Origin of the sequence: Virgifigura deserti, from assembly GCA_003576685.1 — a bacterium.
GTDB classification, from domain to species: domain Bacteria; phylum Pseudomonadota; class Alphaproteobacteria; order Dongiales; family Dongiaceae; genus Virgifigura; species Virgifigura deserti.
In genome coordinates this window covers 667,591-693,111 of sequence record QOZR01000001.1, presented here as the reverse complement: position 1 = coordinate 693,111, position 25,521 = coordinate 667,591, and the positions used below count along the sequence as shown (strand labels likewise).

Here is a 25,521-nt window from a genome sequence, read left to right as displayed (position 1 = left end):
CTCGCACCATCAGCCCGATCCGGCGGGTCGGCACGGTTCCTGCGCCGTCTCGACGATCCCCGCCAACTGGGCTGCGCAGGCTTTCCAGTTCAGGTGGCGCGCCGTGGCGCTCACATCCAGGTCGAGCGAGAAGGCTCTCTCGATCAGGTCGCAGATCGTCCCGGCCGGCGCGTTGACGTCGAACAGGAAGCCGTTGCGGCCGTCCTCGATGATCTGCGGGGCGAAGCCGGTGCGGCTGGCGACAGGGACGCAGTTGCTCATCATCGCCTCGATCAGGGGGATGGGACCGCCTTCCAGGCGCGAGACCGAGACGAAGACGTCCATCTGCGCATAGAAGCCCGGATAATCGCTGTAGGGTGCCTCGGCATAACGGAAGTTTCCGCAGGCCAGGAGTTCGCCGAAACGAGGGTAGCTGCCCCAATTCCGTCCGAGAAGCAGGAACTGCCGGTGCGGCAGGCTCCGGACGATGTCCAGGACAGTGTCCGGAGCCTTTCGCTCGTAATAGGCCGTGCAGAACCCGACGGCTCCCCCACCGCGCCGATGCGGCCGGAAGAGCTCCTCGTCGGCGGCGCCGATGAGCGAGGCGAGCTTTCCCTCTTCGACGCCCCATTCTTTCAGCACCGGATAGAAGGTCGGGCTCATGCAGACGATCCGGGATGCGTGGTTGAGATAGCCGGCGAGCTGCTCCTGCGGCATGCCGATCCGCCGGGGATGCGTGAACCAGACCAGGGCCTTCCGGCCCCAGAGCCGCGGATTGTCCTCCAGATAGCGTGGGTAGATCGCGTAATGCGGAAAGAAATAGGCCCGCGCGTCGGGAAGCCGCCAGTTCACATGCCGGATGGAGCTCTTGCCGGGGTAGTGCCGTTGCAGGTCCTTGCAGATTCCCTCGAGAACCCAGCCTTGGGTTTTTTCCGGAATGGGGAAGATGAGATCGTCGAGATTTTCCGCCGCGTTCGAGGGGCGCAGAGAGTCGGGGCCCTCGAGCCGCAGCAGAAGCCGGAAGACGCCCTTCGACATTGCACGGCGGAGGCCCCGGTACCGGCGTCGGGTCAGCCATGAAAGGACGTTCAGGCACCAGATGACGGCACCGAACCCAGTTTCCAGTCCTGCGGCGATGAAGCGTCTCATCTGCGGCGCGGTCAGGCCTTCTCCCCGACGACGAGCGAGGTGGTGAAGTGCCGCTGCCTGCCCAGGCGGCGGAGCAGCCCGGCGGCAAGATGACCCGTGCGGCCACGCAGACCGAGATATTCGAGAAGCAGCGGGCTGAGGTTGATTTCGTTGATGTAGGCGGCATGGCCGACTCGAAACCCCGCCTTGCGGACCAGCCCAGTGATGCTTTCCATATTGAAGAATTGCACGCGGGTCCGGTCGCTCCAGTGCGAATAGAGCATGTTGCTCTTCCGCATGCCTTCGGTGATGTCGCAGTTCGGAACCGTGAGAATCACGTTCTTCCGGCACACGCGACGGTACTCGCGGAGCACGTTCTCGGGGTCGGGAAGATGCTCCAGCGTCTCGAAGGACACGATCGTGTCGACGCTGTCGTCGGCCTGATTCAGCTTGGCCGCGTCGGAGAGCGAGAACCGGTCCGGCATCTCCGTCCAGCTTGGGAACGGCTGAAGATCAATGCCGCGAATGTCGTATTCTCCGGCAAGCTCAAGAACGTAGGCGCCGCTGCCGCAGCCGACGTTGAGAATGGATCGCCCGGCATGCGCCTTGATGGCATCCAAGCGACAACGGTTCACTTCGCGGTTGGCGTAGGGCTGTTTCTGAATCTTGATGCTTGTTTTTTGGTCCGCAGGTGATGCATCGACGTTCGCGACGAAGGTCGGCGCATCCAGTTCCGCGCACAGATGCTGAAACTCCGTCTCCGGATCGAGGAGCGAGAGAAAGGGCGTCATGCTGATCAGGTTGACTCCGCGTTCGCGTAGCGCGAGTCGCACCTCCGACAGCCCTTCATGGTACTGCCGATAGCGGTCCTGCGGATCCACGCCCTTCCAGCGGGTATGCTGGTCATGGGCGTGATGGTTCTCCAGCAACGCGCAATTGTCGCAGCCGACGAGAATGACGTTCTTCGCGCCCATGTTCGCGGCGAGATTGGCGGCCGTCTGGGAGATCGAAGACCACTGATAGAGATAATCACCGTGCGGTCGACGCACCCAATCGAGAATGCGGCCGGCGTCGTTCGGTTGATGGGGCGGTTGCGTGTTCGGCTGGCCGTCGGCCTCGAAGCTGTAGAAGCGCCGGTCGGCCTGCGCGAACTGCGTCCGGGTGAGAACCGCTTTCGCCTTGCGGCGCTTGGTGATCCAGATGATCTCCGGCCGGGGCGCCTCTCCGGGCATGAACTCCGGGACATTGAGATCCGGATGTATCGTCACGCCATAGGTGACCGGCGCAAGTTTCCACGCCATATTCAGCCCGATTGTGATCTTGCCCTCGAGGAACGAGAGCGGGAAGACACGTACGCTGCTGCCGGTTCCGACGATGTAGATGTCGCTGCCGGGGTGCCTGCCGTAAAGTTCCGATACGGGCCTCATGCCTCTCCTGGGGGCTGCGTGTGGTCGGACCGGCTGTCGGTGGCGGCAGGCAAGGAGCGAGGCCCTTTCAACCGGTGGCCAGCCGGTCCATGACCGTAAAGGCGTCCGGCCGCAGATGGCGCTTTCCAATCTCGGCGCAGAGAATCTCCTCGGTCACGATGCCCTGTTCGAGACATTCCCTCAGGAGCGAGAAGAAGAAGCGCTCCTGGTTCGGATCGGGATGCGGGCGATAGATGCGGGTCGAAGCGCTGCCGGACAGGGCCGCCCTGATCCGCGAGATCCACGGTCGTGGGATGATGCCCCATTTTCGGGGCTGCCGCCCCGCCACGATCTTCGGCATGAAGTCGATCGGCAGGCCCGTCTTCCAGGGCTGGCTCGCCCGGCCGGTGTTGTGCAGCAGCTTCGTCTCGGGGCCGAGCGCGTCGAACGAGTTCCATGCCTCCTCGAGAGGGCCGATCGCGTCGTCCGGCTCGAGGAGCAGCGACATCCAGGGCCGGTAGTCGCGCGCGCCGGCGAACATCTCGTCGATCTGCTGCTCCCAGCGCCAATGCCGCAGCTTCGCGCAATCCAGAAGCATCACGCTGGAGGCGTAACAGGGAGGGCGACCGTCCTTGGGCGCTATCTTTCGTGCCAGAATTGCCTTGCCGCCCATGTCGCGCGTCAGCAGGTCGTGAATATCGCCGACGGCGAAGACGTCAGGATCGGTGACGATCGCCCGACCCTGATAATTCATCAACTGCGGCGGCAGGAACCGCAGCGGTGTGAAGGACTGCAGGTCCTCGTTGTCCCAGGTGGTGCGCCGGCCCTCGCGCGGATAGATCTGGCCTTGGCGCCGGTGCAGCGCGGGAAAATCCGACAGGGCGATGATCTCGACCGCGAACTTGTCCCGATTCCACGAATTCCGGACCATCGAGTAGGCGGAGACCCGGGCGCCGACCATCTGCTTGTGGTTGGTGTGAATGAAGACGGTCGGTTTCATTCCGCCTCCGTCCCCGGCTCGCGCCGGGGCCAGATCTCAGCGCCCACAGGTTGATATACACGGGAGGCCTTGAAGCGTCCAGATCCGCGAGCCGTCGCGGCATTCCCCGGCAGTCGCGCACAGACAACGGTCGTGATCGTTGATGATTTTTACAGTCACCCGTGCCGGTCGAATCCAAGCTCGCGGATTCACGTGGCTGGCCCGAAATTTGCAAGCTTCTCCATCGGGCGCGTAGGGAGGCAATGAATGACAAAATTCCTGACAACGCTACTGGGCGCGCTTCTGCTGTCGACAGCGGCACAGGCGGGTGTCGTCTACCAGTTTCACACCACCCGGGCGGCGGTCGGCGACCCCGAAATCGTCGGCGAGCCGGGATCGGCGTTTTCGGGTGTGGATCTGAAGCTGCATCTCTTTGACGACGGACCCGTCACGTTCGACGGCGACGGCTGCAGCTTCGAGGCGGCCGGTATCGGCGCCATCAGCGGTGCCTTTGGCGCTTATCCGCTTTGCGGCACGGAGCCGACGTTCCCCGAAATTCCGGTCGCGCTGGCGTGGATGACGCTCGATCTTCAGCCGCAGGGCGCGTTGCTCGTTGGAACCTTCTTCCTCAATACCTTGGAGGAAACCTTCACCATGGCCTCCAATCCCGGCGGGCTGTGGACCGGCACCTATACCAGCGACTTCGGCGATGACGGCTGCTTCTGGTCGCCGACGCCCTGTACCTTTGAGGGTTCATGGCGCCTCGTCTCGACGTCGTCGACCGCCGTTCCCGAGCCTGGAACGTTCGCCCTGATGCTCGTCGGCCTAGGTATTCTACTGACATCGCACCTAGCCGGGCGGCGCGCGGCCTTGACCGAGTTCGCCGGCACGCGATTTGCCTTGCCAAGATAAGGCTTCGAGGAGTGGAGGCCCGGACCGGAATCGAACCGATGTACGGGGATTTGCAGTCCCCTGCATGACCACTCTGCCACCGGGCCAGATGCGCCGGCCCGAAATCATGGCGGGCCGGCGGCAAGCGGCGACATATAAGCCTAGGCCGGCCGCGAATCAAGCACGTCACAGGCCTTTCGGAGCCACGCGTGACGGATCGCCCCATGGCCGGGAATGGTGCCGGGAATGGTTACGAGTGACATTGTCATCGCCTGAGGATGTCAGTATAAAGCCGCGCAGGGCCCCTAGGCTCGCTGGGGGCTCGCTGGGGGGCTTCCCGAGGGGGCCGGGCGCTTGGGGAAGACGACGGAGATATCATGGATTACGCTGCCGCGCGGCAGAACATGATCGAGGGTCAGATCCGCCCTAACAGGGTGACCGACGAGGAGTTGCTGGCGGCCTTGGCGTCGGTGCCGCGCGAACTGTTCGTGCCCGAGGCCCTGCGCAGCCTCGCCTATTGTGACGAGGACATCCCGATCGGCAATGGCCGATTCGTGATGGAGCCGATGGTCTTGGCACAGCTCCTGCAGATGGCGGCGATCCAGCCGGGCGACACCCTGCTCGATGTCGGCTGTGGGACCGGCTATTCATCCGCCCTGGCGGCGCGCCTGGCCAATACGGTGGTCGCCGTCGAGAGCGACAAGGCCCTGGCATCTCGGGCGGCCGATCTCTTCGCCGAGCTGTCGATCGGCAACGTCACTGTCGTCGAAGGACCGCTAGAGGAAGGCTGTCCAAAGCAGGGCCCCTACCAGGTCATTGTCCTCCAAGGCGCGGTGGAGTTCGTGCCGCCCGCGATTCTGCAGCAGCTCGCCGAGGGTGGGCGGCTCGTGGCCGTGGTGCTCCATGACGGCGTCGGCCGGGCGACTCTGATGAAGCGGACGCACGGCGTGACCTCGGGCCGGATCATCTTCGACGCGGCGGTGGCGCGTCTCCCGGGCTTCTCCCGACAACCGGGTTTCATCTTCTAGGCCCGGTGGATGCCTGACTCCCTTCCGCCGGAACTCACCGTCGCCGATCTGGCCGATCTTCGTCGGCAGAATCAAAGAGTGACCATAGTCGACGTACGTGAGGGTTGGGAGTGGGAGATCTGCCGGATCTCCGGAAGCCTTCATATGCCGCTCGATCATTTGACCGGCGAGGCAAGGATGTTGCCGAAGGACGAGCCGCTGGTGGTACTCTGCCATCACGGCATGCGCAGCCAGCAGGCGACGGCTTGGTTGCGCCGGAATGGGTACGATAATGCGGTGAACCTGAGCGGCGGGATCGACGCTTGGGCCCGGCAGGTTGAGCCATCGATGCAACGTTATTGAGACGTCGAGCGGAGATGGTTGACGGAACCAAAGGATTGTCGATGCAAGGCCGATCAGGAATTGGGGGAACGATGCGCCGATTTTACGGAGCGGTGGGTCGATTGGCAGCGGGCGCGGTCGCTGTCGTCATTGCCGTTCAAGGGGGCGTCGGGGCGGCGAGTGCGGAAACGCTGGTGGACGCCCTTGCCAAGGCCTATCAGAACAATCCGACGCTGCTGGCCGGGCGCGCCGAATTGCGGGCACGGGATGAGCTGGTGGCTCAGGCCCTGTCCGGCTGGCGCCCCACCGTCACGCTCAACGGCGAGGTCGGCCGCGAATGGCAGGAATCGTCGCCCGGCGGAAGCGAGACGCTGACTCCGCGTTCGGCGAACCTCAATCTGAATCAGCCGCTCTATCGCGGCGGCCGAACGGTGGCCGCCACCGACCAGGCAGAGAACCTCGTCCTTTCCCAGCGCGCGCAGCTTGCCTCGGTCGAGCAGAATGTCCTGCTCAACACCGTGGCGGCGTATATGGACGTCGTCCGCGATCAGGCCGTCCTGCAACTGACCATCAACAACGAGCAGGTTCTCCAACGTCAGCTTCAGGCCGCGCGCGACCGCTTCGAGGTCGGCGAGATTACCCGTACCGATGTTTCGCAGTCTGAGTCGCGGCTTGCGCTAGCGACCGCGAACCGCATCCAGGCCGAAGGCAATCTCACCGCTTCGCGCGCCGCCTATCGGGAGCTGGTCGGCGACATGCCGGGGACGCTGGAAGCGCCGGAGCTGTTGTTGACTCTGCCGGCGACGCAGGATGAAGCGATCGCCGGCTCGGTTCAGAATCCGGCTGTGCTGGCGGCGATTTTCGCTGAGAAGGCGGCGGTCGAGGGCGCGGATGTCGTATTCGGCGAGCTGCTGCCGCAGCTATCGCTGAATGGCGATCTGACGACGGGGGAGGATCTCTCGTTCGAAGGTGTCCGGACGGACGGTGCCTCAGTCACGGCACAGCTTGTCGTGCCGCTGTATCAGGGAGGGGAAGTGACCTCGCGCCTGCGGGAGGCGAAGCAGATCGCGTCGCAACGCCGCCTGCAGATCATCGAAGCACGGCGCAATGCGGCGCGCCAGGCGACGACGGCCTGGGAAGCGCTGCAGACCGCCATTGCCCAGATCGAGTCCTTCCAGGCTCAGGCGCGGGCGGCCGATATCGCGCTCGAAGGCGTCCGTCAGGAGGCGCAGGTCGGCGCCCGGACGATTTTGGACGTCCTCGATGCCGAGCAGGAGGCGCTGGACGCGCAGGTGAATGTCGTCACTGCGCAACGGGATCGGGTCGTCGCCGGGTTTCAGGTCTTGGCCGCGGTCGGACAGTTGACGGCCCCGGATCTGGATTTGCCGGTGAGCTATTACGATGTCGACGAGCATTACTTCGAGGTTCGCGACAAATGGTACGGCTTGGGGGCGCCGATCGAATGACATGCCGCGTTATTTGCGGCGAAATAATTGGATCTGTGTGCCCTGCGCCGATCGCCGGTAGAACCGGCTGTTGAGGGGGCGGGCGAATGAGCGAGACGCGTAGCCAGCAGGAACCGTCGATGGAGGAGATCCTGGCATCGATCCGGCGGATCATTTCCGAGGACGGCCAGGAACCGCAGAGCGAGTCGAAATCCGAGCCGCCGGAGAGGAGCGAGCCTCGTCTGGCCCAGCCGGCGCAAAGCGAACAGAAGCCGACACATGAAGAGGCGGAAAGGCCGCGGCTTCGGGCGGTCGGGAGCGGCGAGTCGGAGATTCTGGTCCTGACGGAGATGGTCGCCGAGGACGGATCCGTCGTCAGCCTCGCCGCGCAATCGCCGGCCGCCACAGATTTATCGACGACTCCCGAATCAGCGGGCCTTCCGGAGCCGCCTGATAGCCCGCCCGGGGAGCTGCCTGGGGAGTTGCCCGAGGAGTTGCCAGGGGATCTGCCCGAGGACTCACCCGTCGGCTCGTTCGGGGAGCCGGACGCAACGGAGCGGAAAATGCCGCCGGCGCTGGACGAGCGGGCGCCGGCTCAACCGGAGTCGGATCAGCCGGAGCTGGGCCCATCGGAGCTGGAACAGGCCCCCCCTGCAGAGACGGCGGAGCAACCGAAGGTCGAAACGGCCAAGCCGCAGGCTGAGACGATGCCCGCGTTCGAGGCCGATGACAGGATGGAGAGTGAAAAGATGTCGAATGAGGCGCGCAAGAAATTGGAGCTGGTCTCCCAGGAAGCCGAGGCGGCGTCGACAGCTGCTCTCGCCGAGCTGGCTCGCACGGTGTCGCGCGACAAGGAAACGCCGATAGATGGCGGCCGCTCGGTCGAGGATCTCGTGCGCGAAGCAGTGAAACCGATGCTTCGGCAATGGCTCGATGCCAATCTTCCCGATCTTGTCGAACGGGTCGTCCGCACCGAAATCCAACGAATGGTCCGACGGGCGGAAGACAAGGCCTAAGCGGCGGATACCTCCTTCGTCCGGATTCCTTGGACCGGGTTGTCGAACAGCCCGGTCCGATCAGTCAGAGTCAGTAAGAGAAGGTTCAGCGATGCTGGACAAGACCTTTCGGCCCGCCGAGGTCGAGGCCAGGCAATATGCATTGTGGGAGAAGTCGGATGCCTTCGCGGCGCATCCGGAGTCGTCCGCGCGACCCTACACCACCATGATGCCGCCGCCGAACGTGACCGGCAGCCTACATATGGGGCACGCGCTCAATCACACCCTGCAGGATATCCTGATTCGCTATCACCGGATGCGCGGCTTCGACGCGCTGTGGCAGCCGGGCACCGACCATGCCGGGATCGCGACGCAGATGGTCGTCGAGCGGCAGCTCGCGCAGGCGGGAATCGTGCTCGATCGGCCGGGCTCCCCGGGCGGCTCCAATGTCAAGACGATAGGCCGTGATGCGTTTATCGAGAAGGTCTGGGAGTGGAAGGCCCAGTCCGGCGGCACCATCATCCGGCAACTTCACCGCCTGGGCGACTCGGCGGACTGGTCGCGTGAACGCTTCACCATGGATGAGGGCCTGAGCGAGGCCGTTCGCAAGGTCTTCGTCGACCTCTATAAGCAGGGCCTGATCTACCGCGACAAGAGGCTGGTCAACTGGGACCCGAAGCTGCACACCGCCGTTTCCGACCTCGAGGTCGAGCAGCGCGAGGTCAAAGGACATCTCTGGCATTTCCGCTACCCAATCGAGGGGCGGGACGGAGCCTACATCGTCGTCGCCACGACGCGACCCGAGACGATGCTGGGCGACACCGCCGTTGCCGTCCATCCGGACGACGAGCGCTACAAGGATCTGATCGGTCAGCATGTCATCCTGCCGCTGGTCGGGCGGCGGATTCCGATCGTCGCCGATCTGCATGCCGACCCCGAAACCGGCAGCGGCGCGGTCAAGATCACGCCGGCGCATGATTTCAACGATTTCGAGGTCGGCCGCCGGCATGACCTCGAGCGCGTGAACATCTTCGACGAGAATGCCTGCCTCAACGAGAACGTGCCGGCGGCCTATCGGGGGCTCGAGCGGTACGAGGCCCGCGAGCGGATCGTTGCCGACCTGCAGGCCGAAGGGCTCGTCGAGCGGATCGACGATCACACCCTGATGCTTCCTTACGGGGATCGCTCCGGCGTCGTCATCGAGCCCTGGTTGACCGACCAGTGGTACGTCGATGCGGCGACGCTGGCCAAGCCTGCCATCGCCGCGGTCGAAGAGGGGCGCACGAAATTTGTGCCGCAGCAGTGGGAGGCGACCTACTTCGAGTGGATGCGGAATATCCAGCCCTGGTGCATTTCGCGGCAGATCTGGTGGGGGCACCAGATTCCGGCCTGGTACGGGCCGGACGGTGAGGTATTCGTCGAGATGACCGAGGAGGCGGTCGAGGCCGCCGCGGCCAAGCATTACGGCAAGAGCGTGCCGCTGCGGCGCGACGCCGATGTCCTGGACACTTGGTTCTCCTCCGGGCTCTGGCCGTTTTCCACGCTCGGCTGGCCGCAGCGAACCCCGGAACTGGACCGCTACTACCCAGGGGACGTGCTCGTTACCGCCTTCGACATCATCTTCTTCTGGGTTGCCCGGATGATGATGCTGGGCCTGCATTTCATGGGGGACGTGCCGTTCCGCACCGTCTACATCCACGCCTTGGTGCGCGACGAGTTCGGCCAGAAGATGTCGAAGTCGAAGGGCAATATCATCGACCCCGTCGACCTCATCGAGAAATACGGCGCCGACGCGCTGCGCTTCACCCTGACCGCGCTCGCCGCCCAAGGCCGCGACGTCAAGCTCTCCGAAGGGCGGGTCGAGGGATACCGGAACTTCGCGACGAAGCTGTGGAACGCGGCGCGGTTCTGCCAGATGAACGGCTGCCAGCCGGACCCCGCCTTTGACCCGAAGGCCTGCAGCCAAGCGGTGAACCGCTGGATTGTCGGTCGTGTCGTAGAGACGGCCCGCCGGGTCGAGGTGGCGCTGGCGGCCTATCGCTTCAACGACGCGGCCAACGCCCTGTACCACTTCATCTGGCACGAGTTCTGCGATTGGCACCTTGAGTTCGCGAAGCCGATTCTGACTGGCGAGAATGCGGCGGCGAAGCAGGAGACCGGGGCCGCCACGGCGTGGGCCTTGGGGCAGTTGCTTCACCTTTTGCACCCCTTCATGCCGTTCCTGACGGAGGAACTGTGGCGTCAGACGGGCGGCGCGGCGGCCGCAGACAGGATGCTGATCACCGACGAATGGCCGGTCTATCCGCCGGAGCTGGTGGACGAGGCGGCAGCGGCCGAGATGGACTGGGTGATCCGTCTGATCACCGAGGTCCGTGCCGTGCGCTCCGAGATGAACGTTCCCCCCGCAGCGCAGATTCCGATGCAGTTGCGCGGCGCCGACAACACCATGCGCGCGCGTCTCGATAGGCATCGCGAGCTGATTCTGCGGCTGGCGCGGCTGTCGTCCATCGCGGTTACGGCGGACGAGCCGCCAAAAGGCGCGGTTCAGATCGTGGTCGACGAGGCGACGGTGATCCTGCCGCTGGCGGAGTTCGTCGATGTCGAGCAGGAAAAGGCGCGACTCAATAAGGAGATCGCGAAGCTGGCGGCGGACACGGCCAAGATCGAGAAGAAACTTGCCAACGAGCAGTTCCTCGCCAAGGCCCCGCCGGAGGTTGTCGATGACCAGCGCGAGCGGCTCGCCGAGGCGGTTCAGGTGCGGAACAAGCTGAAAGGCGCGCTCGACCGGCTGGCGGCGATGTAGCCGGTGGAGCGGCGACCGATGCGGGCCGGTGACCGGATCGCAGCGGGAGCGCTCCTCCTTCTTGCCCAAAGCTTGGTTGTCCCAGCGGCCGCGAAGACCTTCACCGTCGAGGGGGTGACCTTCAGCGACGAGCTGGGGGGCTTCACGCTGCTCGGAGTGACGGGGCGCGGCCTGCTCGACGACCCCTTCGTCGTCATTGAGGAGGTGACGGGGCCGGGGGAGATCGTTCTCGTCATCCGCGGCCTCGCGCCGCGGTTCGGCAACCGGATCGGTTCGCAGCATATGGTCGGTTTCGCCATGACCAAGGTGGCGATCAACCGCACCGGCCGGCCCTGGTACGAATATGAGCTGGAGCTTCGCGAAGTTCTGGACTCTCACAGTCCCTATGGCGATGGGCTGTCCTTCGGTCAGGCGACCATGATCGGCCGACCCTTCCTGTCGAGCGCTTTCTCGCGGAATGCCGAGGTGGATGAGCCTTATGACTCCGTCTCGTTCTGGGACGGCGCCGTGGAAGCGGGGGAAAAGGCGAGCTTCAGCATCGTCGTAAGCGACACCTCACCGGTCTCGGAGTTCTACCTGTTCCAGCAGCCGTTGCGCGCGGTCGCGCAGCTTGGCGAGGAAAGGTGAGGCGGCGCGAACCGCAAGAGGTTGCGATAATTCGGCAGATCGACCTTACGACGCCAAACCGTCCGCGAGCGTCCGCGTGAGCGCTTCGGCAATTTGGCCGCTTCGATCGAGGCGCGGATTGAAGATGGTGACCTCGATACCGATAGCGCGGCCGCTCGCGACGGCTGTGCGCAGCACCGTCGTAAGCTCGTCCCAGGCGAGTCCATCCGGCATGCGGTAGTCGACCGCCGGCATGATCGCGTCGTCGAGAACGTCGGCATCGAGGTGGAGCCAGAACCCGGCCAGCTCGTCGCGCGTCAGGTGAGCCACGGCACCCGTTGCGGCCGCTCCGGCACCAACGCGCCGGATCTCGACAAGGTCGATGGTCCGGAGCCGCTCCGGTACTGGCTGGCTGCCATACTGCTCCGCCATCTCCGCATCGCGCTGGCCGAACAGCACCGCGTCCTCATCGCGCATGAGGGGCCGGCGGCCCTCCAGGTCGGTGACGATATCCGGACCGCGCCCGGTCGCAAGCGCCAGATCCATCGAGGCGCCTTCTCCCGTCGGCTCGGCCTCGGGCTGATAGAAGTCCGCGTGTCCGTCCATGAATAGAAGCCCGTAACGCCCGCGCCGCCTCAGCGCGAGGAGGTTTCCAAGCAAAATCGAGCAGTCGCCGCCGAGCACGATCGGGAACTCGCCGCGGTCCAGCACGCTGCCCACGGCATCGGCGAGTTCGATCGAGTAGTCACGGATGCCGGCCGGGTTCAGCATCATCGTTTCCCGATCCCGCAAGGCGTCGTGCGGCGGTGGGGTGACGCGTCCGGCATGGCGGGCGTTCAGCTTCTCGGCGAGGCCCGCCTCGAGAAGCGCCTCAGGCAGGAACTCGACCCCGGTCGGGCGCAGACCGAGGATCGATGGGGCCTCGACGATGGCAAAGCGGGGTGCCGTCATGACATCTCTCCTTTGGGCAGGAGGCGAGATCGCACAGACGACAGGTGTGGTTACAATGCTCGCGGTCAAGCGTAAAGCAGCTTGTCGAGAAGACGCCCCAGCACATCGCGTTCTTTCACCGAGAGCAGGTTCATCCGTTCGAACTGCGCCAACGGTTAGCGCAAATAAAAAGTGCATATACGGTCAGATTGCATCGAATATTTGCGTAAGACCGCCATCGATGGTACGGTACCTGCCTCAATTCGTCAGAATCACAGGGAGCCGGTCATGAAACTCGCCATTGGAAACCTGGTCGCGACCGCATTGGCCGCGACCCTTCTCTTCGGCCAATCCGCAAGCGCGGAAGAGTTGGTTGTCGCCACCGATACGGCCTTCGTGCCGTTCGAGTTCAAGGATGGCGACAAATATGTCGGCTTCGATATCGATCTCTGGGACGAGATCGCGAAGGATCTCGGCCTCGATTACGAGCTTCAGCCGATGGACTTCAACGGCATAATCCCGGCGCTCCAGACCAAGCAGGTCGACGTGGCGCTCGCCGGCATAACCATCAAGGACGAGCGCAAGAAGGTCATCGACTTCTCCGACGGCTACTACGACAGCGGCTTCCTGCTGATGGTTCCCGCCGACAGCGCGATCAAGAGCGCGGAAGATCTCGCCGGCAAGACGCTGGCCGTCAAGACCGGCACTTCGGCGACCGATTACGCAAAGGAGAATTTCAAGGAGACCGAACTCCGGCAGTTTCCGAACATCGACAACGCCTATCTCGAACTGCAGACCGGCCGCGTCGACGCTGCCATGCACGACACGCCGAACGTGCTCTATTACATAGCCAATGCCGGGGACGGGAGGGTCAAGGCCGTCGGCAAGCAGATGATGGCGCACGAGTACGGCATCGCGTTTCCGAAAGGCAGCGACCTCGTCGCCAAGGTCAATGAAGCGCTGAAGGCCATCAAGGCCGACGGCCGCTATGCGGCGATCTACAAGAAGTGGTTCGGCACCGAGCCGCAGAGCTGACGCCTTTCGTTGATTGCGCGCGCTCCGGGGTTCAACTCGGACGCGCGCTTTCTCCCTGAGTCGGTGGATCGCTGCCCTGGGCTTGGTCCGCGGTTCCGGATTGGCCGGATTGGATAGGGTTATGGAATTCGAATGGACCGTCGTGGTGGACGCATTGCCGGCTCTCCTCAAGGGTGCGCGGCTGACCATCCTGATCGCGCTTGCAGGCCTCACCGGCGGTCTCGTCGTCGGGTTTGTCTCCGGCCTGATGCGCGCCTATGGCAATGCCGCGGTCAACGGGCTGGCCTTCACCTACATTGAACTGATCCGCGGCACGCCGATCGTCGTGCAGGTGATGTTCATCTACTTCGCCCTTCCCACACTGGCCGACATCCGCGTCGATCCGCTGACGGCGGCAATCATCGCAATCGTCGTGAACGCGGGCGCCTATATTGCCGAAATCGTGCGCGGCGCCTTCCTGTCCGTCCACAAGGGGTTGCGTGAGGCGGGCCTCGCGCTCGGCCTGCCGGTGTGGAAAGTCCTCGTCTACATCATCGGTCCGGTCGCCTTCCGACGCATGATCCCGCCGCTCGGCAATCAGTTCATCGTCAGCCTGAAGGACACATCGCTGTTCATCGTCATCGGCGTCGGCGAGTTGACGCGCCAGGGACAGGAAATCATGGCGGCGAACTTCCGGGCGGTCGAGATATGGTCCGCGGTCGCGATCCTCTATCTGGTCATGACGGGAACGCTCACTCTCATTCTGCGCGTCACCGAAAAGCGGATGCGCATCCTATGAGCATCGTCGAATTCAAGAAGGTGACCAAGCGGTTCGGCGCTCTTCTGGTGCTTGACCAAATCGATCTTTCGATCGAGGCCGGAGAGGTCGTTGTCGTCATCGGTCCCTCGGGGTCCGGAAAATCGACACTTCTCCGATGCATCAACGCGCTCGAGCTCATCGATGGCGGCAACCTCATCGTCGACGGCATCAGCGTGCGCGCCGGCGGTTCGAAAGTGCGGCTGATTCGCCAGGAAGCCGGCATGGTCTTCCAGCAGTTCAATCTCTTTCCGCAGATGACTGCGCTCCAGAATGTCGCCTTCGGACCGCAAAGGGTTCGCGGACTGAGTCGACGGGAAGCACGCCGCCAAGCGCGCGAGATGCTTGCCAAGGTCGGTCTCGCCGATCGCGTCGACCACTATCCCGGCGAACTTTCGGGGGGACAGCAGCAACGCGTCGCGATCGCCCGCGCGCTTGCCGTGAAGCCGAAGCTGATGCTGTTCGACGAGCCGACCTCCGCGCTCGATCCGGAATTGCGCCATGAAGTCCTTCGCGTCATGCAGGCGCTTGCGGAAGAGGGCATGACGATGATCGTCGTCACGCACGAAATAGCATTCGCACGCAAGGTAGGAACGCGGCTCGTCTTCATGGAGGATGGCAAGATCGCGGTCGACGGATCGCCGTCCGACCTGCTCGACAGCCCTGACAATGTCCGCCTCCAAGAGTTCCTGCAACATGTCGCCTGACCCGGTTCGGCTACCGTTTCTGGAGGTATCGGGCGCACCCTATGATATCGGCCATGCCCTCGGCCGGTTCGGCGCGCGCGCGGTCCATGAGCATCTGACGGCCACGCCGGCATGGCGCGAGCTGATGCCGCGCGCCGGCGACGAGCGCATCCCCCGGATGGCCACCGCCGTGCGTTCGCAGTTCCCGTGCTACTGGGCCGAACTGCATGGGCTTGCCGACGGGCTTGGGCTGCCGTTCGACGAGGTTTTCTTGTGGAACTGCCGGGGCGATATCCGATCAATGGCTCCGGACGGCTGCACCACGGTGCAGTTTCCGGGAGCGCCGCCGGGAGCCTCACATCTCATCGGTCACAACGAGGACGGCGATCCGGGCTTTGCCGGACACTGCGCCCTCGCGAGAATCGCATCGGAGGCTGGAACCGCCTTCACCGCTTTCGTCTATCCGGGATCCCTGCCTGGACACGCATTTGCCGTGACCGCCGCCGGGCTCGTCCAGACCGTCAACAATGTTCGGGCGCTCGATGGCGGCGCCGGTGTTCCGCGCATGATCCTGACGCGGGCCGTGCTCGATGCGCGCGATCTCGACGGCGCCCTCGCTCTTCTCCGATCTGCCGATCGGGCCGGCGCCTTCCACCTCACGCTGGCGCAGGCGGGCGATGATCGGCTGCTGAGCGTCGAATTCACCGCGACTCGCCTTTCGGTGCGCCGGATCAGGACGCCCGGCGTTCACGCCAATCATCTCATTCATGCCGATATGGACCGGGTCTCGCAGATCGTGACCGGTTCGTCGGGGCAGCGGCAGGCACGCGGCAACAAGCTGATCGGCCAAATGCGCCAAGCCGCCGGTGAGCCGGACGCCTTGCGGGTGTTGTGGGACGCCGACGATCCCGAGCTTCCGATTCACCGCACCGATCCTGCCGATCCCGATGTCGAGAACACGCTTGCAACCGCGATCTTCGGCGTCACCGCTGACAAGGTGGAGTGGAGTGTCTACGATGTTCCCCGGCAGCCCGCGCGCTTCGTCATGGGAGGCGGGCTTGTACCGGCGGCGGCCTGAAACGACGGTGGCCTGATGGCGGAGGGAAGTGTGGCCAGACCACCGCAGACTGTCGAGGAACTCAGGGCGCTGGCGATCCGCATCGGTCGTGACGAGGCTGAAATCTCGCTTGGCGCCAAAGCCCATGACGTCTTCGCCAAGCTCGTCGATGCGCCGGAGCAGTCGGCCGTGCGATCGATCTCCGAGCTGGCCGGCCTCCTCGGCGTCAACCCCTCGACCCTGACCCGTCTCGCCAAGCGTCTCGGCTATGACGGCTTCAGCGAATTCCAGAGCGTCTTTCGCAACGCGATCGCCAACGACCAGCGCCATTTCTACAGCCGTCAGGCCGGTCGGCTTTTGAGTGCGCAAGCGGGCACAGCGGCCGAGTTGGAGGTCTTCGAGCGCTTGGCGCGCGAGTCGACGGCGAATATCAACGGCTTTCTCGGCCAGTTGGAGCCCGAGTCCCTGCAAGGTGCGATAGAACTGTTTGCCACGGCAGGTCGGGTTCGCCTTCATGGCGTCCGCCAGTTTCATGCGCTGGCGAGCTTTCTTACCTATGGACTCGGCATGCTCCGTTCAGATGTTGCGCTCCTCGATTCGCCCCGGTTGGGTGTCGCCGAAGCGATATCCCAGCTCGACGAGGGGGACTTGGTCGTGGTCGCCAGTTGCGCGCCCTATACACGAAGCGTAGCGCATGTCGCCGGGATCGCCGCCGCGAACGGACACTCGGTCGTCGCGATTACGGACTCGCGCGCGTCGCCCCTGGTTCCGCCCGCCCGGCACGCTTTCTTCATCCCCCATGCCAGCAGTTTCTACTCCAACAGCATGGGTGCCTATGTCGTATTCTGTGAAGGGCTGCTCAATCTGGTTGCGAGAAGGCTAGGGCGCCGGGCGCTCAGCGCACTTGCGGAGCGCGAGCGGCTGATCGCAGACATGCGTGTGGAAATCGAATAGCCACGCGCGGCACGGCATCGGGTTTCCCGTATCAGATCAGGGGGTCGAGCGCTTCGATCAGCCGGTCGACTTCCTCCAGCCTGTTGTAATGCGCCATGCCGACCCGCAGGACGCCATCCTCCGGGTCCAGCCCCAGCGCCTCGACGCAGCGGTGGGCGTAGAAATTGCCGTAGCCGACGGCGATCCGCTCGCGCTCGAGGGCCGTCTGCAAGGCCTGTGACGAGCGACCCGGAACCGCGAAGGAGATTGTCGGCGCCCGCCGGCCATCGGCCATGGTCGGCTCGCCGATCAGCCGCAGACCGGGCTTCCCGCGCAGGAAATCCAGCAGCCGATCGGCCAAACGCTCCTCATGTGCGGCCATCAGCGCATAGACCCGCCCGGCGCGCTTGTGAAAGCTGTTCTCGGGCGCGTCGAAATGGTGGCGATAGACGGCATCGAAATAGTCCGCGACGCCGACCAGCCCGGCGGTCAGTTCGTGGTTCGGGCCGCCGGGATTGAGCTTCAGCGGGATGTCGTCCTCACCGATGAAGAAATGATTCTGGCCGCGCGCCGACAGAAGATGCTCGCGCTTGCCATAGAGAATGCCGAGATGCGGGCCGAAGACCTTGTAGGCGCTGAAGGTGTAGAAATCGACGTCGAGCGCCTTGACGTCGACCTGCCGATGCGGGGCGAAGGCGACGCCGTCGACGCAGACCCGCGCCCCGGCCGCGTGGATCTTGCGGGTGAGATGGGCGACGTCGTGAATCGTGCCGACGACGTTCGAGCAATGGGTGAAGCAGACGAGCCGGGTGCGGTCCGTGAGGAGAGCGTCGAGATCCGCTTCCGCCAGGGCGCCGTTCGACGGGTCGATCCGCCATTCCTTGACGGTCACGCCGAACTCCGCGAGCCGACGCCAGGCGCCGTTGTTCGCCTCATGGTCGAGATTGGTGACGATCAGTTCGTCGCCAGGCGCGAAAGCGGAGCGGAGCGCCTGAGCGAGGACATAGACGTTCATCGTCGTGGACGGGCCGACGATCACCTCGTCCGGCTCGGCGTTGATCAGTTCGGCGACCGCGCGCCGGCCGCGGGCGATCCGCTCGGTCGCATCGGCGGAGGGCGCAAAGCTCCAGGCCGGCTGCACCTGCGCCTCGGTCATATAAGACCGGACCCGGTCGATGACGCTCTGCGGCGCATAGCTGCCGCCGGCGTTCTCGAAGAAGGCCCAGCCATTGCCGAGCGGCGGAAACTGGCGACGGACGAAGTCGAGATCGAGGCTCTCTCTTGGCACGGCTCTGTATCTGCTTGGAGGGTAGGGGCAGGACGTGCGGTATTCTACCGAGCGTCAGCGAAGGCCGTCGACAGGAAACTCGTCAGGTCCGCTACCGGTCCTTGATCAAATGGTGTTCAACACCGAGATGTGAGGGGACGTGAGCCCGGCATCGGAGTATGCTTTGCCATATGGCGGGTCGCGGCTCTTTCGTGGCCGACGGCCGGATTGAGCGTTGCGCCACGATGACCCGCGGCCCTCGAACCAATGGTTCGGGAGGACAAACATGGCCATCGGAAACTTCATCCGAAACCCCATCGAGTGGGGATGGGATCAGCTCAGACTTATAAATCTCGCCATGGAACGGGCGGGCCAATCCCTGCATCATACCCGGGAAGTCCGACATGTCCCGGTCCCGGCGGTCCGCCGGATCGAGGCGGCCGACCTGAAGGATGTCCTTGTCAAAGGCCTCGGCGATTTCGGGGCCTACCGGACGGACGTCATCTTCCTCTGCCTCATCTATCCCATCGTGGGCGTCTTCCTGGCACGGCTGACGTTCGGCTACGACATGCTGCCGCTGCTATTCCCGCTGGCGGCCGGCTTCGCGCTCATCGGCCCGGTCGCGGCGGTCGGCCTCTATGAAATGAGCCGGCGACGCGAACAGGGCATCGACATTACCTGGGTGGACGCGTTCGGCGTGGTTCGCTCGCCCGGGTTCGGCTCGATCGTGCTACTGGGCCTGCTGCTGCTGGCGATCTTCCTGCTCTGGCTGGCCGCGGCCTATGGGATCTACGCGCTCACGCTCGGCCCCGAGCCGCCGGCCTCGGTCAACGCGTTCATCCGCGACATCTTCACGACGAGTGCCGGTTGGGCGATGATCGGTGTGGGCGTGGGCGTCGGCTTCCTCTTCGCCTTGCTGGTGCTGACGATCAGTGTGGTGTCGTTCCCGCTGTTGCTCGACCGGGATGTGGGGCTCGCCACGGCGGTGCGGACGTCGATCCGCGCCGTGCTTATGAACCCGGGCCCGATGGCGCTCTGGGGGCTGATCGTCGCGGGCGGCTTGGCCATTGGGTCGATCCCGGTGTTTCTCGGCCTCATCATCGTCATGCCCGTCCTAGGACACGCAACCTGGCACCTGTATCGCAAGGTAGTGCCGCGCTGACCCGCGGCACTCCAATGCGCTCTGGAGACAAGCCTCGTTGGCTGACCGTCCGGTTGGCAGCCATGCGCGGGCTGCGCAGGTATATGCGCTATAAATGGCTGGAGGCGGTTTCCCGAGGTCGGTATCCTTCGCTTTAGAGGGATAGGGAGAGAAGCGAGGCGACGGCCGATGACCGCCAAAGCGACGTTCGACAAGAGCAAACTACCCAGCCGGCACGTCTCGGTCGGGCCCGACCGTGCCCCGCACCGATCCTATTACTATGCCATGGGTATGACGGCGGAGGAGATCGCGCAGCCCTTCGTCGGCGTGGCGACCACCTGGAACGAGGCGGCGCCTTGCAACATCGCGCTGGCGCGGCAGGCTCAGGCGGTGAAGAAGGGCGTCAAGGCCGGTGGCGGAACGCCGCGGGAATTCACCACCATCACCGTGACGGACGGCATCGCCATGGGCCATGCCGGCATGAAATCCTCGCTGGTCAGCCGCGAGGTCATCGCCGACTCGGTCGAGCTGACGATGCGCGGCCACTGCTACGATGCGCTGGTCGGGATCGCCGGCTGCGACAAGTCTCTGCCGGCCTTGATGATGGCCATGGTGCGGCTCAACGTTCCCTCGGTCTTCATGTATGGCGGCTCGATCCTGCCCGGTCGGTTCCGCGGCCGGGACGTGACCGTGCAGGATGTGTTCGAGGCGGTCGGAAGCCATTCCGCCGGCAAGATGTCGGACGAGGATCTGCACGACCTGGAATGCGTCGCCTGCCCGTCCGCCGGCTCCTGCGGCGGCCAGTTCACCGCGAACACGATGGCCTGCGTCTCGGAGGCGATCGGCTTGGCGCTGCCCGGCTCGGCCGGCGCCCCGGCGCCCTACGAATCGCGCGACGCCTATGCCGAGGCGTCCGGAGAAATGGTGATGCGGCTGATCGAATCGAATCTGCGGCCGCGGGACATCGTGACGCGCAAGGCGTTGGAGAACGCCGCCATGATCGTTGCCGCGTCGGGCGGCTCGACCAATGCCGGCCTGCACCTGCCGGCGATCGCCCACGAGATCGGGATCGACTTCGACCTGCATGACGTCTGCGCGATCTTCAAGCGGACGCCCTACATTGCCGACCTCAAGCCGGGCGGCCGCTTCGTCGCCAAGGATATGTTCGAGATCGGCGGCGTGCCGGTGCTGATGAAGGCGCTGCTCGACGGCGGCTACCTGCATGGCGACTGCATCACCGTCACCGGCAAGACGATCGCCGAGAATCTCGAGAATGTGACGATTCCGACGGACCAGGAGGTGGTCCGGCCGACGAGCAGCCCGCTCTCGCCGACCGGGGGCGTCGTCGGGCTCCGCGGAAATCTAGCGCCGCAAGGGGCGATCGTCAAAGTCGCCGGGATGAAGAAGCTGACTTTCACCGGGCCGGCGCGCTGCTTCGATTGCGAGGAGGAGGCCTTCGACGCCGTCGAGCGGGGCGACTACAAGGCTGGCGAGGTGCTGGTGATCCGCTATGAGGGGCCGCGGGGCGGGCCCGGCATGCGCGAAATGCTGGCGACCACGGCGGCGATCTATGGCCAGGGCATGGGCGATCAGGTGGCGCTCATCACCGATGGCCGGTTCTCCGGCGCGACGCGCGGCTTCTGCATCGGCCATGTCGGCCCGGAGGCGGCGGTCGGCGGCCCCATCGGCCTGCTGAAGGACGGCGATACCATTCGCATCGACGCGGAGAAGGGGACGCTCGAGGTCGATCTGACCGAAGCGGAACTGGCGGCGCGGCGCGGCGAATGGAAGTCGCGGCGGCATGACTTCCAGTCCGGGGCGCTGTGGCGCTATGCCCAGACGGTTGGTGACGCGGAGAAGGGCGCCGTCTGCCATCCCGGCGGACAGGCCGAGACGCACATCTACGCGGACATTTAGGCCTTTCCGTGGCCCGAATCGCCGTCGGCGGGTTTCAGCACGAAACCAACACATTCGCCCCCTCGAAAGCCCGGTTCGCCGATTTCGAGCGGGGCGCGGGCTGGCCGGGTCTGACCGCCGGGCCGGCACTGTTCGAGACAGTGGCCGGAATCAACCTGCCGGTCACCGGCTTCGTCGACGCGGCCCGTGCGGCCGGACACGATCTGGTGCCGCTGCTCTGGTGCGCGGCGACTCCGTCCGCCCATGTCGAGCAAGCGGCATTCGAGCGGATCGCCGAGGCGCTGCTGCAGCGCCTGACCGAGGCCCTGCCGGTCGATGGTGTCTATCTCGACCTGCATGGCGCCATGGTGACGGAGCATCTGGAAGACGGCGACGGCGAGTTGCTGCGACGGGTGCGGGCGCTGGTCGGGCCGGCGGTGCCCGTCGTGGCCAGTCTCGACTTTCATGCGAACGTCACCGCGGAGATGGTGGCGCAGGTCTCGGCCCTGGTCGCCTATCGGACCTATCCGCATATCGACATGGATGCGACGGGTGCCCGGGCGGCGCGGCTTCTCGATCGGCTTCTGACCGACGATGCTGCAGTCCATAAGGCGATGCGCAAGCTGCTCTTCCTGATCCCGCTGCCGTGGCAATGTACGCTGATCGAGCCGATGGCCTCGATCTACCGAGAGCTGGAGGCGCTGGAGGAGGGCGAGGTGCTGAGCCTGTCCTTCGCGCCGGGCTTCCCGCCGGCGGACATCGCCGAATGCGGCCCGTCGGTGATGGCCTATGGGCGAAGCCAGCAGGCGGCCGATCAAGCCGCCGAGACGCTGGCCGATATGATCGGCCGGCGGGAGGCCGACTTCGCCGGCAGAGTCTACTCGCCCGATGAGGCCGTGCGCAGCGCCCAGGACCTGGTGCGGCAAGGCACCCGGCCGGTGGTGCTGGCTGACACCCAGGACAATCCGGGCGCCGGCGGGAGCTCCGACACGGTCGGCCTGCTCGACGCGCTGGTCCGGTTGGGGGCGGAAGGCGCGGTGGTCGCGGTTCTCCATGATCCCGAAGTCGCAGCGGCGGCGCATGCGGTGGGGCAGGGCGGCGAGATTACCGTGAGGCTCGGAGCCAAGTCCGGCTTACCGGGACATCGACCTTTCGACGGCACCTTTCGGGTAGAGCGGCTGGGCGACGGCAGCTTCGCCGCGACCGGCCCTTTCTATCGCGGCTCCCGGATGCGTCTCGGCCCCATGGCGCTGCTGTCGGTCGCCGGAGTCCGGGTGATCGTGGCCAGCGTGAAGCAGCAGGCGGCGGACCAGGCGATGTTCCGCCATCTCGGCGTCGAGCCGGCCGAGCAGAACATTCTGGCGCTCAAGAGTTCCGTCCATTTCCGCGCTGATTTCCAGCCGATCGCGGGGACCGTCCTGGTCGTTGCCGCGCCAGGGCCGAACCCCATCGACCACCGCCTGTTGCCCTATCGGCGCCTGCGGTCAGGCGTGCGGCTGATGCCGGCGGAGCCGACGCATCGGTGAAGCGGTGTCCAGTCCGCAGAGAGTGCCGCGCGGAAACTCAGCCGACGTTTGCCAGGCCGATGCCGGTCCGCGTGCATTTGATTTTGACGTATTCGTCAGTGCGAAGATGGCGCCCGATCGCGCTCGAAGCCAGATAGGCCTGACCGTGGAAACCGCACATCAATTCATTCTGAGCGTCGGGGCCGCGAATCACGTCGAGGGCGGTATCGGGCTGGCATTCGCCGCGTGGCGTCGCTATCGCGCAGACGAGAATAACGACCTGAAAGAGGCTCATGGCTGCTCTCCAACCAGAGTGGGCCGACGCCTCTCTCAAAACTTTTCTTGGACTGCCCTCCGATCCCCGCCAGCGGCGCTTTCATCAGCACGTGCCTTCATGACGGAGATTTGCGGCGAGAATTGCCCGAAAATCGTTAACATTCTACGAACTTCGCAGCTCTATGAACGGGAACAAATCAACCGTCGCCAACGTCCCTTAGGAGGCTGGGGAAAGGCCGGTGACGTTGTCGGAGAAAGCCATGGACGCAGCAGCGGGGAAGCAGCCGCGCATCGTGATCGTCGGTGCCGGGTTCGGCGGATTGTCGGCGGCCAAGGCGCTGCGCCGGGCCTCGGCCAAGGTCACCCTGATCGACCGCACGAATTATCACCTCTTTCAGCCACTGCTCTATCAGGTCGCCACCGCCGAGCTGGCTCCCAGCGAGATTGCAGTGCCGCTTCGCAGCATTTTGCGTGACCAAGAGAATGCTGAGATCCTGCTCGGCACGGTCAATGATGTCGATTTGCAAGCGCGGACCGTCATCCTGCAAGAGCTCGGGCAGAAGGTCTCCTATGATTATCTCGTCGTCGCAACGGGCGCGCAGCATTCCTATTTCGGCCATGACGAGTGGGAGCGCTACGCGCCGGGCCTGAAAACGGTCGAGGAGGCGACGGCGATCCGCCGTCGGATCCTGCTTGCCTTCGAACGGGCGGAGACGGAGACGGACCCGGAAGAGCGTCGTCGCCTGCTGACCTTCGTGATCGTCGGCGGCGGCCCGACCGGGGTGGAGATGGCCGGCGCGATCGCCGGCCTCGCGAAGCGGATTCTGGTTCGGGACTTCCGGCATATCGATCCGCGATCCGCACGCATCATCCTGATCGAGGGCCAGGATCGCTTGCTCTCCACCTATCCCGAGAATCTCTCGATGGCGGCCGATCGCTCGCTCGAGCGGCTAGGAGTCGAGGTGTGGCTTAGCAAGATGGTCGAGACCTGCGACGAGGACGGCGTGGTCGCTGGAGGGCAGCGGATTGAGGCGCGGACGATCATCTGGGGCGCCGGCAATGCCGCTTCGCCGGCCGCGCAGTGGCTGAACGCGGACAGGGATCGTGCCGGCCGCGTCAAGGTCGCGCCGGACCTCTCGCTTCCCGGGCACTCCGAGGTTTTCGTGATCGGCGACACGGCTCTGGTCACAATGGACGACGGCAGCCCGGTCCCCGGCGTCGCGCCCGCCGCCAAGCAACAGGGCGAATATGTCGCGAAGGTCATCTCGGCCAAGCTAGCCGGCCACCCGGCGCCGGAGCCGTTCCGCTATCGGAACCTCGGCAATTTGGCGACGATCGGCCGTTCGGCGGCGATTGCCGACTTCGGCTGGCTCAGGATCAGCGGCTTCTTCGCCTGGGTGCTGTGGGGCCTCGTCCACATCTATTTCCTGATCGGCTTCCGCAACCGGTTCGCCGTTGCGGCAAAGTGGCTTTGGGCCTATTTCACCGTCGACCGCGGCGCGCGCCTGATTATCGGCGCCCAGGAACCTTCATCCCGCTCCGCCCCGCCTCCTTCATAGGTCGAGTTCGCACCAGACGGGCGTGTGGTCCGAGGGCCGGTCCTTGCCGCGCGGACCGCGATCGACGCCCGCAGCCTTCAGCCGGTCCGCCGCCTGCGGCGACAGCAACAGATGGTCGATCCGCAGGCCCTCGTCGCGTGGCCAACAGCCGGCCTGATAGTCCCAGAAGCTGTAGCCAGGTCCCTGTGGCTCCATCGCCCGGTAGGCGTCCGTAAGCCCGAGATTGATGACGGCGCGATAGTGCAGCCGCGACTCGAGGCGGCAGAGGGCATCGTCGCGCCAGCCGACCGGGTCATAGACGTCCTCGTCGGTCGGGGCGATGTTGTAGTCGCCGCCGAGGACGAACCGCTCCTCGAGCGTCAGAAGGTCGGCGACATGCGCGCGCAGCCGGTCCAGCCAGGCCAGCTTGTACGGGTATTTTTCGCTGTCCACCGGATTGCCGTTCGGCAGATAGATCGAGGCGACGCGCAGGACGGCTCCGCCGCCCCCGCCGTCCGATGTCTCGGCCGGCAGTTCGACCAGCCCTTCGATGTAGCGAGCCTGAACGTCGCCCTCGTCGCCGGGCAGGGCACGCCGCTCGACGGTCAGGGGATGGCGGGAGAGCAGGGCGACGCCGTTATAAGATTTCTGACCGACGGCGGCGACATTATAGCCGAGATCCTCGAGTTCCAGGCGAGGCACCGCCTCCTCTAGGCACTTGATTTCCTGCAGCATCACGACGTCCGGCTTGGCGTCGCGCAGCCAGTCCGTCAAATGGCCGATCCGCGCCTTGAGCGAATTCACGTTCCAGGTGGCGAGTCGAACCATCATCGTTCCCCTGTAAACCAAAAGGCCCGCGCGAGGCGGGCCGTCTTTCTAT

Annotated in this window: 23 protein-coding genes and 1 tRNA gene; 16 read left to right on the top strand and 8 right to left on the bottom strand. The window is 64.9% G+C overall.

Features of this window, described 5'->3' with window-relative positions; translation table 11 throughout:
- Window positions 1–9 precede the first annotated feature (9 nt).
- The 3 genes from DT069_RS03380 to DT069_RS03370 form a co-directional block, all read right to left on the bottom strand.
- The gene (locus DT069_RS03380) at window positions 10–1,128 is read right to left on the bottom strand and encodes a glycosyltransferase family 4 protein (protein WP_119458824.1); all 1,119 of its coding nucleotides are present in this window, start codon (window positions 1,126–1,128) and stop codon (window positions 10–12) included.
- 11 nt (window positions 1,129–1,139) lie between these two features.
- Window positions 1,140–2,534, bottom strand: coding sequence for a class I SAM-dependent methyltransferase (locus tag DT069_RS03375; RefSeq protein ID WP_119458823.1), 1,395 nt, complete (start codon window positions 2,532–2,534; stop codon window positions 1,140–1,142).
- Between the two features lie 67 nt (window positions 2,535–2,601).
- Window positions 2,602–3,513, bottom strand: a complete 912-nt coding sequence (locus DT069_RS03370) for a hypothetical protein (RefSeq protein ID WP_119458822.1) — start codon at window positions 3,511–3,513, stop codon at window positions 2,602–2,604.
- 246 nt (window positions 3,514–3,759) lie between these two features.
- Between DT069_RS03370 and DT069_RS03365 the strand changes: the two genes are divergently transcribed.
- A complete protein-coding gene (locus tag DT069_RS03365; protein ID WP_119458821.1) occupies window positions 3,760–4,404 on the top strand; it encodes a PEP-CTERM sorting domain-containing protein in 645 nt (214 codons plus the stop codon).
- A gap of 12 nt (window positions 4,405–4,416) precedes the next feature.
- Here the strand turns inward: DT069_RS03365 and DT069_RS03360 are convergent.
- Window positions 4,417–4,490 (bottom strand) — tRNA-Cys (locus DT069_RS03360).
- A gap of 270 nt (window positions 4,491–4,760) precedes the next feature.
- Here DT069_RS03360 and DT069_RS03355 point away from each other — a divergent pair.
- The 6 genes from DT069_RS03355 to DT069_RS03330 all read left to right on the top strand — a co-directional run bounded on the left by DT069_RS03355 (window position 4,761) and on the right by DT069_RS03330 (window position 11,602).
- Entirely contained in the window at window positions 4,761–5,411 is a 651-nt protein-coding gene (locus DT069_RS03355; protein WP_119458820.1) for a protein-L-isoaspartate O-methyltransferase family protein, read from the top strand.
- A 9-nt stretch (window positions 5,412–5,420) separates the two neighbouring features.
- The gene (locus DT069_RS03350) at window positions 5,421–5,753 is read left to right on the top strand and encodes a rhodanese-like domain-containing protein (protein ID WP_119458819.1); all 333 of its coding nucleotides are present in this window, start codon (window positions 5,421–5,423) and stop codon (window positions 5,751–5,753) included.
- A gap of 71 nt (window positions 5,754–5,824) precedes the next feature.
- Entirely contained in the window at window positions 5,825–7,198 is a 1,374-nt protein-coding gene (locus DT069_RS03345) for a TolC family outer membrane protein (protein WP_119458818.1), read from the top strand.
- Window positions 7,199–7,284: 86 nt separating this feature from the next.
- Window positions 7,285–8,193, top strand: a complete 909-nt coding sequence (locus DT069_RS03340; protein ID WP_119458817.1) for a DUF2497 domain-containing protein — start codon at window positions 7,285–7,287, stop codon at window positions 8,191–8,193.
- Between the two features lie 91 nt (window positions 8,194–8,284).
- Complete coding sequence (locus DT069_RS03335; RefSeq protein WP_119458816.1) at window positions 8,285–10,975, top strand: valine--tRNA ligase; 2,691 nt, start codon at window positions 8,285–8,287, stop codon at window positions 10,973–10,975.
- A gap of 18 nt (window positions 10,976–10,993) precedes the next feature.
- Window positions 10,994–11,602, top strand: coding sequence for a hypothetical protein (locus DT069_RS03330; protein WP_119458815.1), 609 nt, complete (start codon window positions 10,994–10,996; stop codon window positions 11,600–11,602).
- A gap of 45 nt (window positions 11,603–11,647) precedes the next feature.
- On the opposite strand, the gene DT069_RS03325 is transcribed toward DT069_RS03330, so the two are convergent.
- Complete coding sequence (locus tag DT069_RS03325; protein ID WP_119458814.1) at window positions 11,648–12,532, bottom strand: arginase family protein; 885 nt, start codon at window positions 12,530–12,532, stop codon at window positions 11,648–11,650.
- A 267-nt stretch (window positions 12,533–12,799) separates the two neighbouring features.
- Between DT069_RS03325 and glnH the strand changes: the two genes are divergently transcribed.
- The 5 genes from glnH to DT069_RS03300 all read left to right on the top strand — a co-directional run bounded on the left by glnH (window position 12,800) and on the right by DT069_RS03300 (window position 17,039).
- Window positions 12,800–13,546: a glutamine ABC transporter substrate-binding protein GlnH gene (gene glnH, locus DT069_RS03320; protein ID WP_119458813.1), complete on the top strand. Its 747-nt coding sequence runs from the start codon at window positions 12,800–12,802 to the stop codon at window positions 13,544–13,546.
- Between the two features lie 121 nt (window positions 13,547–13,667).
- Window positions 13,668–14,324 carry a glutamine ABC transporter permease GlnP gene (glnP, locus tag DT069_RS03315; protein WP_119458812.1) on the top strand — a complete coding sequence of 219 codons (657 nt, stop codon included), beginning with the start codon at window positions 13,668–13,670 and terminating at the stop codon, window positions 14,322–14,324.
- On the top strand, window positions 14,321–15,049 hold the full coding sequence (glnQ, locus tag DT069_RS03310; RefSeq protein ID WP_119458811.1) for a glutamine ABC transporter ATP-binding protein GlnQ: 729 nt from the start codon (window positions 14,321–14,323) through the stop codon (window positions 15,047–15,049). Before glnP ends, glnQ begins: the two co-directional genes overlap by 4 nt.
- Window positions 15,039–16,106, top strand: a complete 1,068-nt coding sequence (locus DT069_RS03305; protein ID WP_119458810.1) for a C45 family autoproteolytic acyltransferase/hydrolase — start codon at window positions 15,039–15,041, stop codon at window positions 16,104–16,106. Before glnQ ends, DT069_RS03305 begins: the two co-directional genes overlap by 11 nt.
- Window positions 16,107–16,136: 30 nt before the next feature.
- Window positions 16,137–17,039 (top strand): MurR/RpiR family transcriptional regulator, encoded by a 903-nt coding sequence (locus DT069_RS03300; RefSeq protein ID WP_425449962.1) that lies wholly within the window; start codon window positions 16,137–16,139, stop codon window positions 17,037–17,039.
- A gap of 31 nt (window positions 17,040–17,070) precedes the next feature.
- On the opposite strand, the gene DT069_RS03295 is transcribed toward DT069_RS03300, so the two are convergent.
- Window positions 17,071–18,306, bottom strand: coding sequence for a cysteine desulfurase-like protein (locus DT069_RS03295; RefSeq protein WP_119458808.1), 1,236 nt, complete (start codon window positions 18,304–18,306; stop codon window positions 17,071–17,073).
- 265 nt (window positions 18,307–18,571) lie between these two features.
- Between DT069_RS03295 and DT069_RS03290 the strand changes: the two genes are divergently transcribed.
- From DT069_RS03290 to DT069_RS03280, 3 genes are all read left to right on the top strand, one after another.
- The gene (locus DT069_RS03290; protein ID WP_119458807.1) at window positions 18,572–19,447 is read left to right on the top strand and encodes a DUF2189 domain-containing protein; all 876 of its coding nucleotides are present in this window, start codon (window positions 18,572–18,574) and stop codon (window positions 19,445–19,447) included.
- Between the two features lie 168 nt (window positions 19,448–19,615).
- Entirely contained in the window at window positions 19,616–21,343 is a 1,728-nt protein-coding gene (gene ilvD / locus DT069_RS03285; protein ID WP_119458806.1) for a dihydroxy-acid dehydratase, read from the top strand.
- Window positions 21,344–21,351: 8 nt separating this feature from the next.
- Window positions 21,352–22,848: a M81 family metallopeptidase gene (locus DT069_RS03280; RefSeq protein ID WP_119458805.1), complete on the top strand. Its 1,497-nt coding sequence runs from the start codon at window positions 21,352–21,354 to the stop codon at window positions 22,846–22,848.
- A 37-nt stretch (window positions 22,849–22,885) separates the two neighbouring features.
- Here the strand turns inward: DT069_RS03280 and DT069_RS03275 are convergent, their stop codons facing one another.
- Window positions 22,886–23,122, bottom strand: coding sequence for a hypothetical protein (locus tag DT069_RS03275; protein ID WP_119458804.1), 237 nt, complete (start codon window positions 23,120–23,122; stop codon window positions 22,886–22,888).
- A 241-nt stretch (window positions 23,123–23,363) separates the two neighbouring features.
- Here DT069_RS03275 and DT069_RS03270 point away from each other — a divergent pair, with 241 nt between their 5' ends.
- Window positions 23,364–24,662: an NAD(P)/FAD-dependent oxidoreductase gene (locus DT069_RS03270; RefSeq protein WP_119458803.1), complete on the top strand. Its 1,299-nt coding sequence runs from the start codon at window positions 23,364–23,366 to the stop codon at window positions 24,660–24,662.
- Here DT069_RS03270 and xth read toward each other — a convergent pair.
- Window positions 24,657–25,472, bottom strand: a complete 816-nt coding sequence (gene xth, locus DT069_RS03265) for an exodeoxyribonuclease III (RefSeq protein ID WP_425449961.1) — start codon at window positions 25,470–25,472, stop codon at window positions 24,657–24,659. The genes DT069_RS03270 and xth overlap by 6 nt on opposite strands.
- Window positions 25,473–25,521: the final 49 nt, after the last annotated feature.

Excerpts from the sequence above, each read along its gene's own strand:
- DT069_RS03380 (WP_119458824.1), bottom strand. The coding sequence starts at position 1,128 with ATGAGACGCTTCATCGCCGCAGGACTGGAAACTGGGTTCGGTGCCGTC.
- DT069_RS03375 (WP_119458823.1), bottom strand. The coding sequence starts at position 2,534 with ATGAGGCCCGTATCGGAACTTTACGGCAGGCACCCCGGCAGCGACATC.
- DT069_RS03370 (WP_119458822.1), bottom strand. The coding sequence starts at position 3,513 with ATGAAACCGACCGTCTTCATTCACACCAACCACAAGCAGATGGTCGGC.
- DT069_RS03365 (WP_119458821.1), top strand. The coding sequence starts at position 3,760 with ATGACAAAATTCCTGACAACGCTACTGGGCGCGCTTCTGCTGTCGACA.
- DT069_RS03355 (WP_119458820.1), top strand. The coding sequence starts at position 4,761 with ATGGATTACGCTGCCGCGCGGCAGAACATGATCGAGGGTCAGATCCGC.
- DT069_RS03350 (WP_119458819.1), top strand. The coding sequence starts at position 5,421 with ATGCCTGACTCCCTTCCGCCGGAACTCACCGTCGCCGATCTGGCCGAT.
- DT069_RS03345 (WP_119458818.1), top strand. The coding sequence starts at position 5,825 with ATGCGCCGATTTTACGGAGCGGTGGGTCGATTGGCAGCGGGCGCGGTC.
- DT069_RS03340 (WP_119458817.1), top strand. The coding sequence starts at position 7,285 with ATGAGCGAGACGCGTAGCCAGCAGGAACCGTCGATGGAGGAGATCCTG.
- DT069_RS03335 (WP_119458816.1), top strand. The coding sequence starts at position 8,285 with ATGCTGGACAAGACCTTTCGGCCCGCCGAGGTCGAGGCCAGGCAATAT.
- DT069_RS03330 (WP_119458815.1), top strand. The coding sequence starts at position 10,994 with ATGCGGGCCGGTGACCGGATCGCAGCGGGAGCGCTCCTCCTTCTTGCC.
- DT069_RS03325 (WP_119458814.1), bottom strand. The coding sequence starts at position 12,532 with ATGACGGCACCCCGCTTTGCCATCGTCGAGGCCCCATCGATCCTCGGT.
- glnH (WP_119458813.1), top strand. The coding sequence starts at position 12,800 with ATGAAACTCGCCATTGGAAACCTGGTCGCGACCGCATTGGCCGCGACC.
- glnP (WP_119458812.1), top strand. The coding sequence starts at position 13,668 with ATGGAATTCGAATGGACCGTCGTGGTGGACGCATTGCCGGCTCTCCTC.
- glnQ (WP_119458811.1), top strand. The coding sequence starts at position 14,321 with ATGAGCATCGTCGAATTCAAGAAGGTGACCAAGCGGTTCGGCGCTCTT.
- DT069_RS03305 (WP_119458810.1), top strand. The coding sequence starts at position 15,039 with ATGTCGCCTGACCCGGTTCGGCTACCGTTTCTGGAGGTATCGGGCGCA.
- DT069_RS03290 (WP_119458807.1), top strand. The coding sequence starts at position 18,572 with ATGGCCATCGGAAACTTCATCCGAAACCCCATCGAGTGGGGATGGGAT.
- ilvD (WP_119458806.1), top strand. The coding sequence starts at position 19,616 with ATGACCGCCAAAGCGACGTTCGACAAGAGCAAACTACCCAGCCGGCAC.
- DT069_RS03275 (WP_119458804.1), bottom strand. The coding sequence starts at position 23,122 with ATGAGCCTCTTTCAGGTCGTTATTCTCGTCTGCGCGATAGCGACGCCA.
- DT069_RS03270 (WP_119458803.1), top strand. The coding sequence starts at position 23,364 with ATGGACGCAGCAGCGGGGAAGCAGCCGCGCATCGTGATCGTCGGTGCC.
- xth (WP_425449961.1), bottom strand. The coding sequence starts at position 25,472 with ATGATGGTTCGACTCGCCACCTGGAACGTGAATTCGCTCAAGGCGCGG.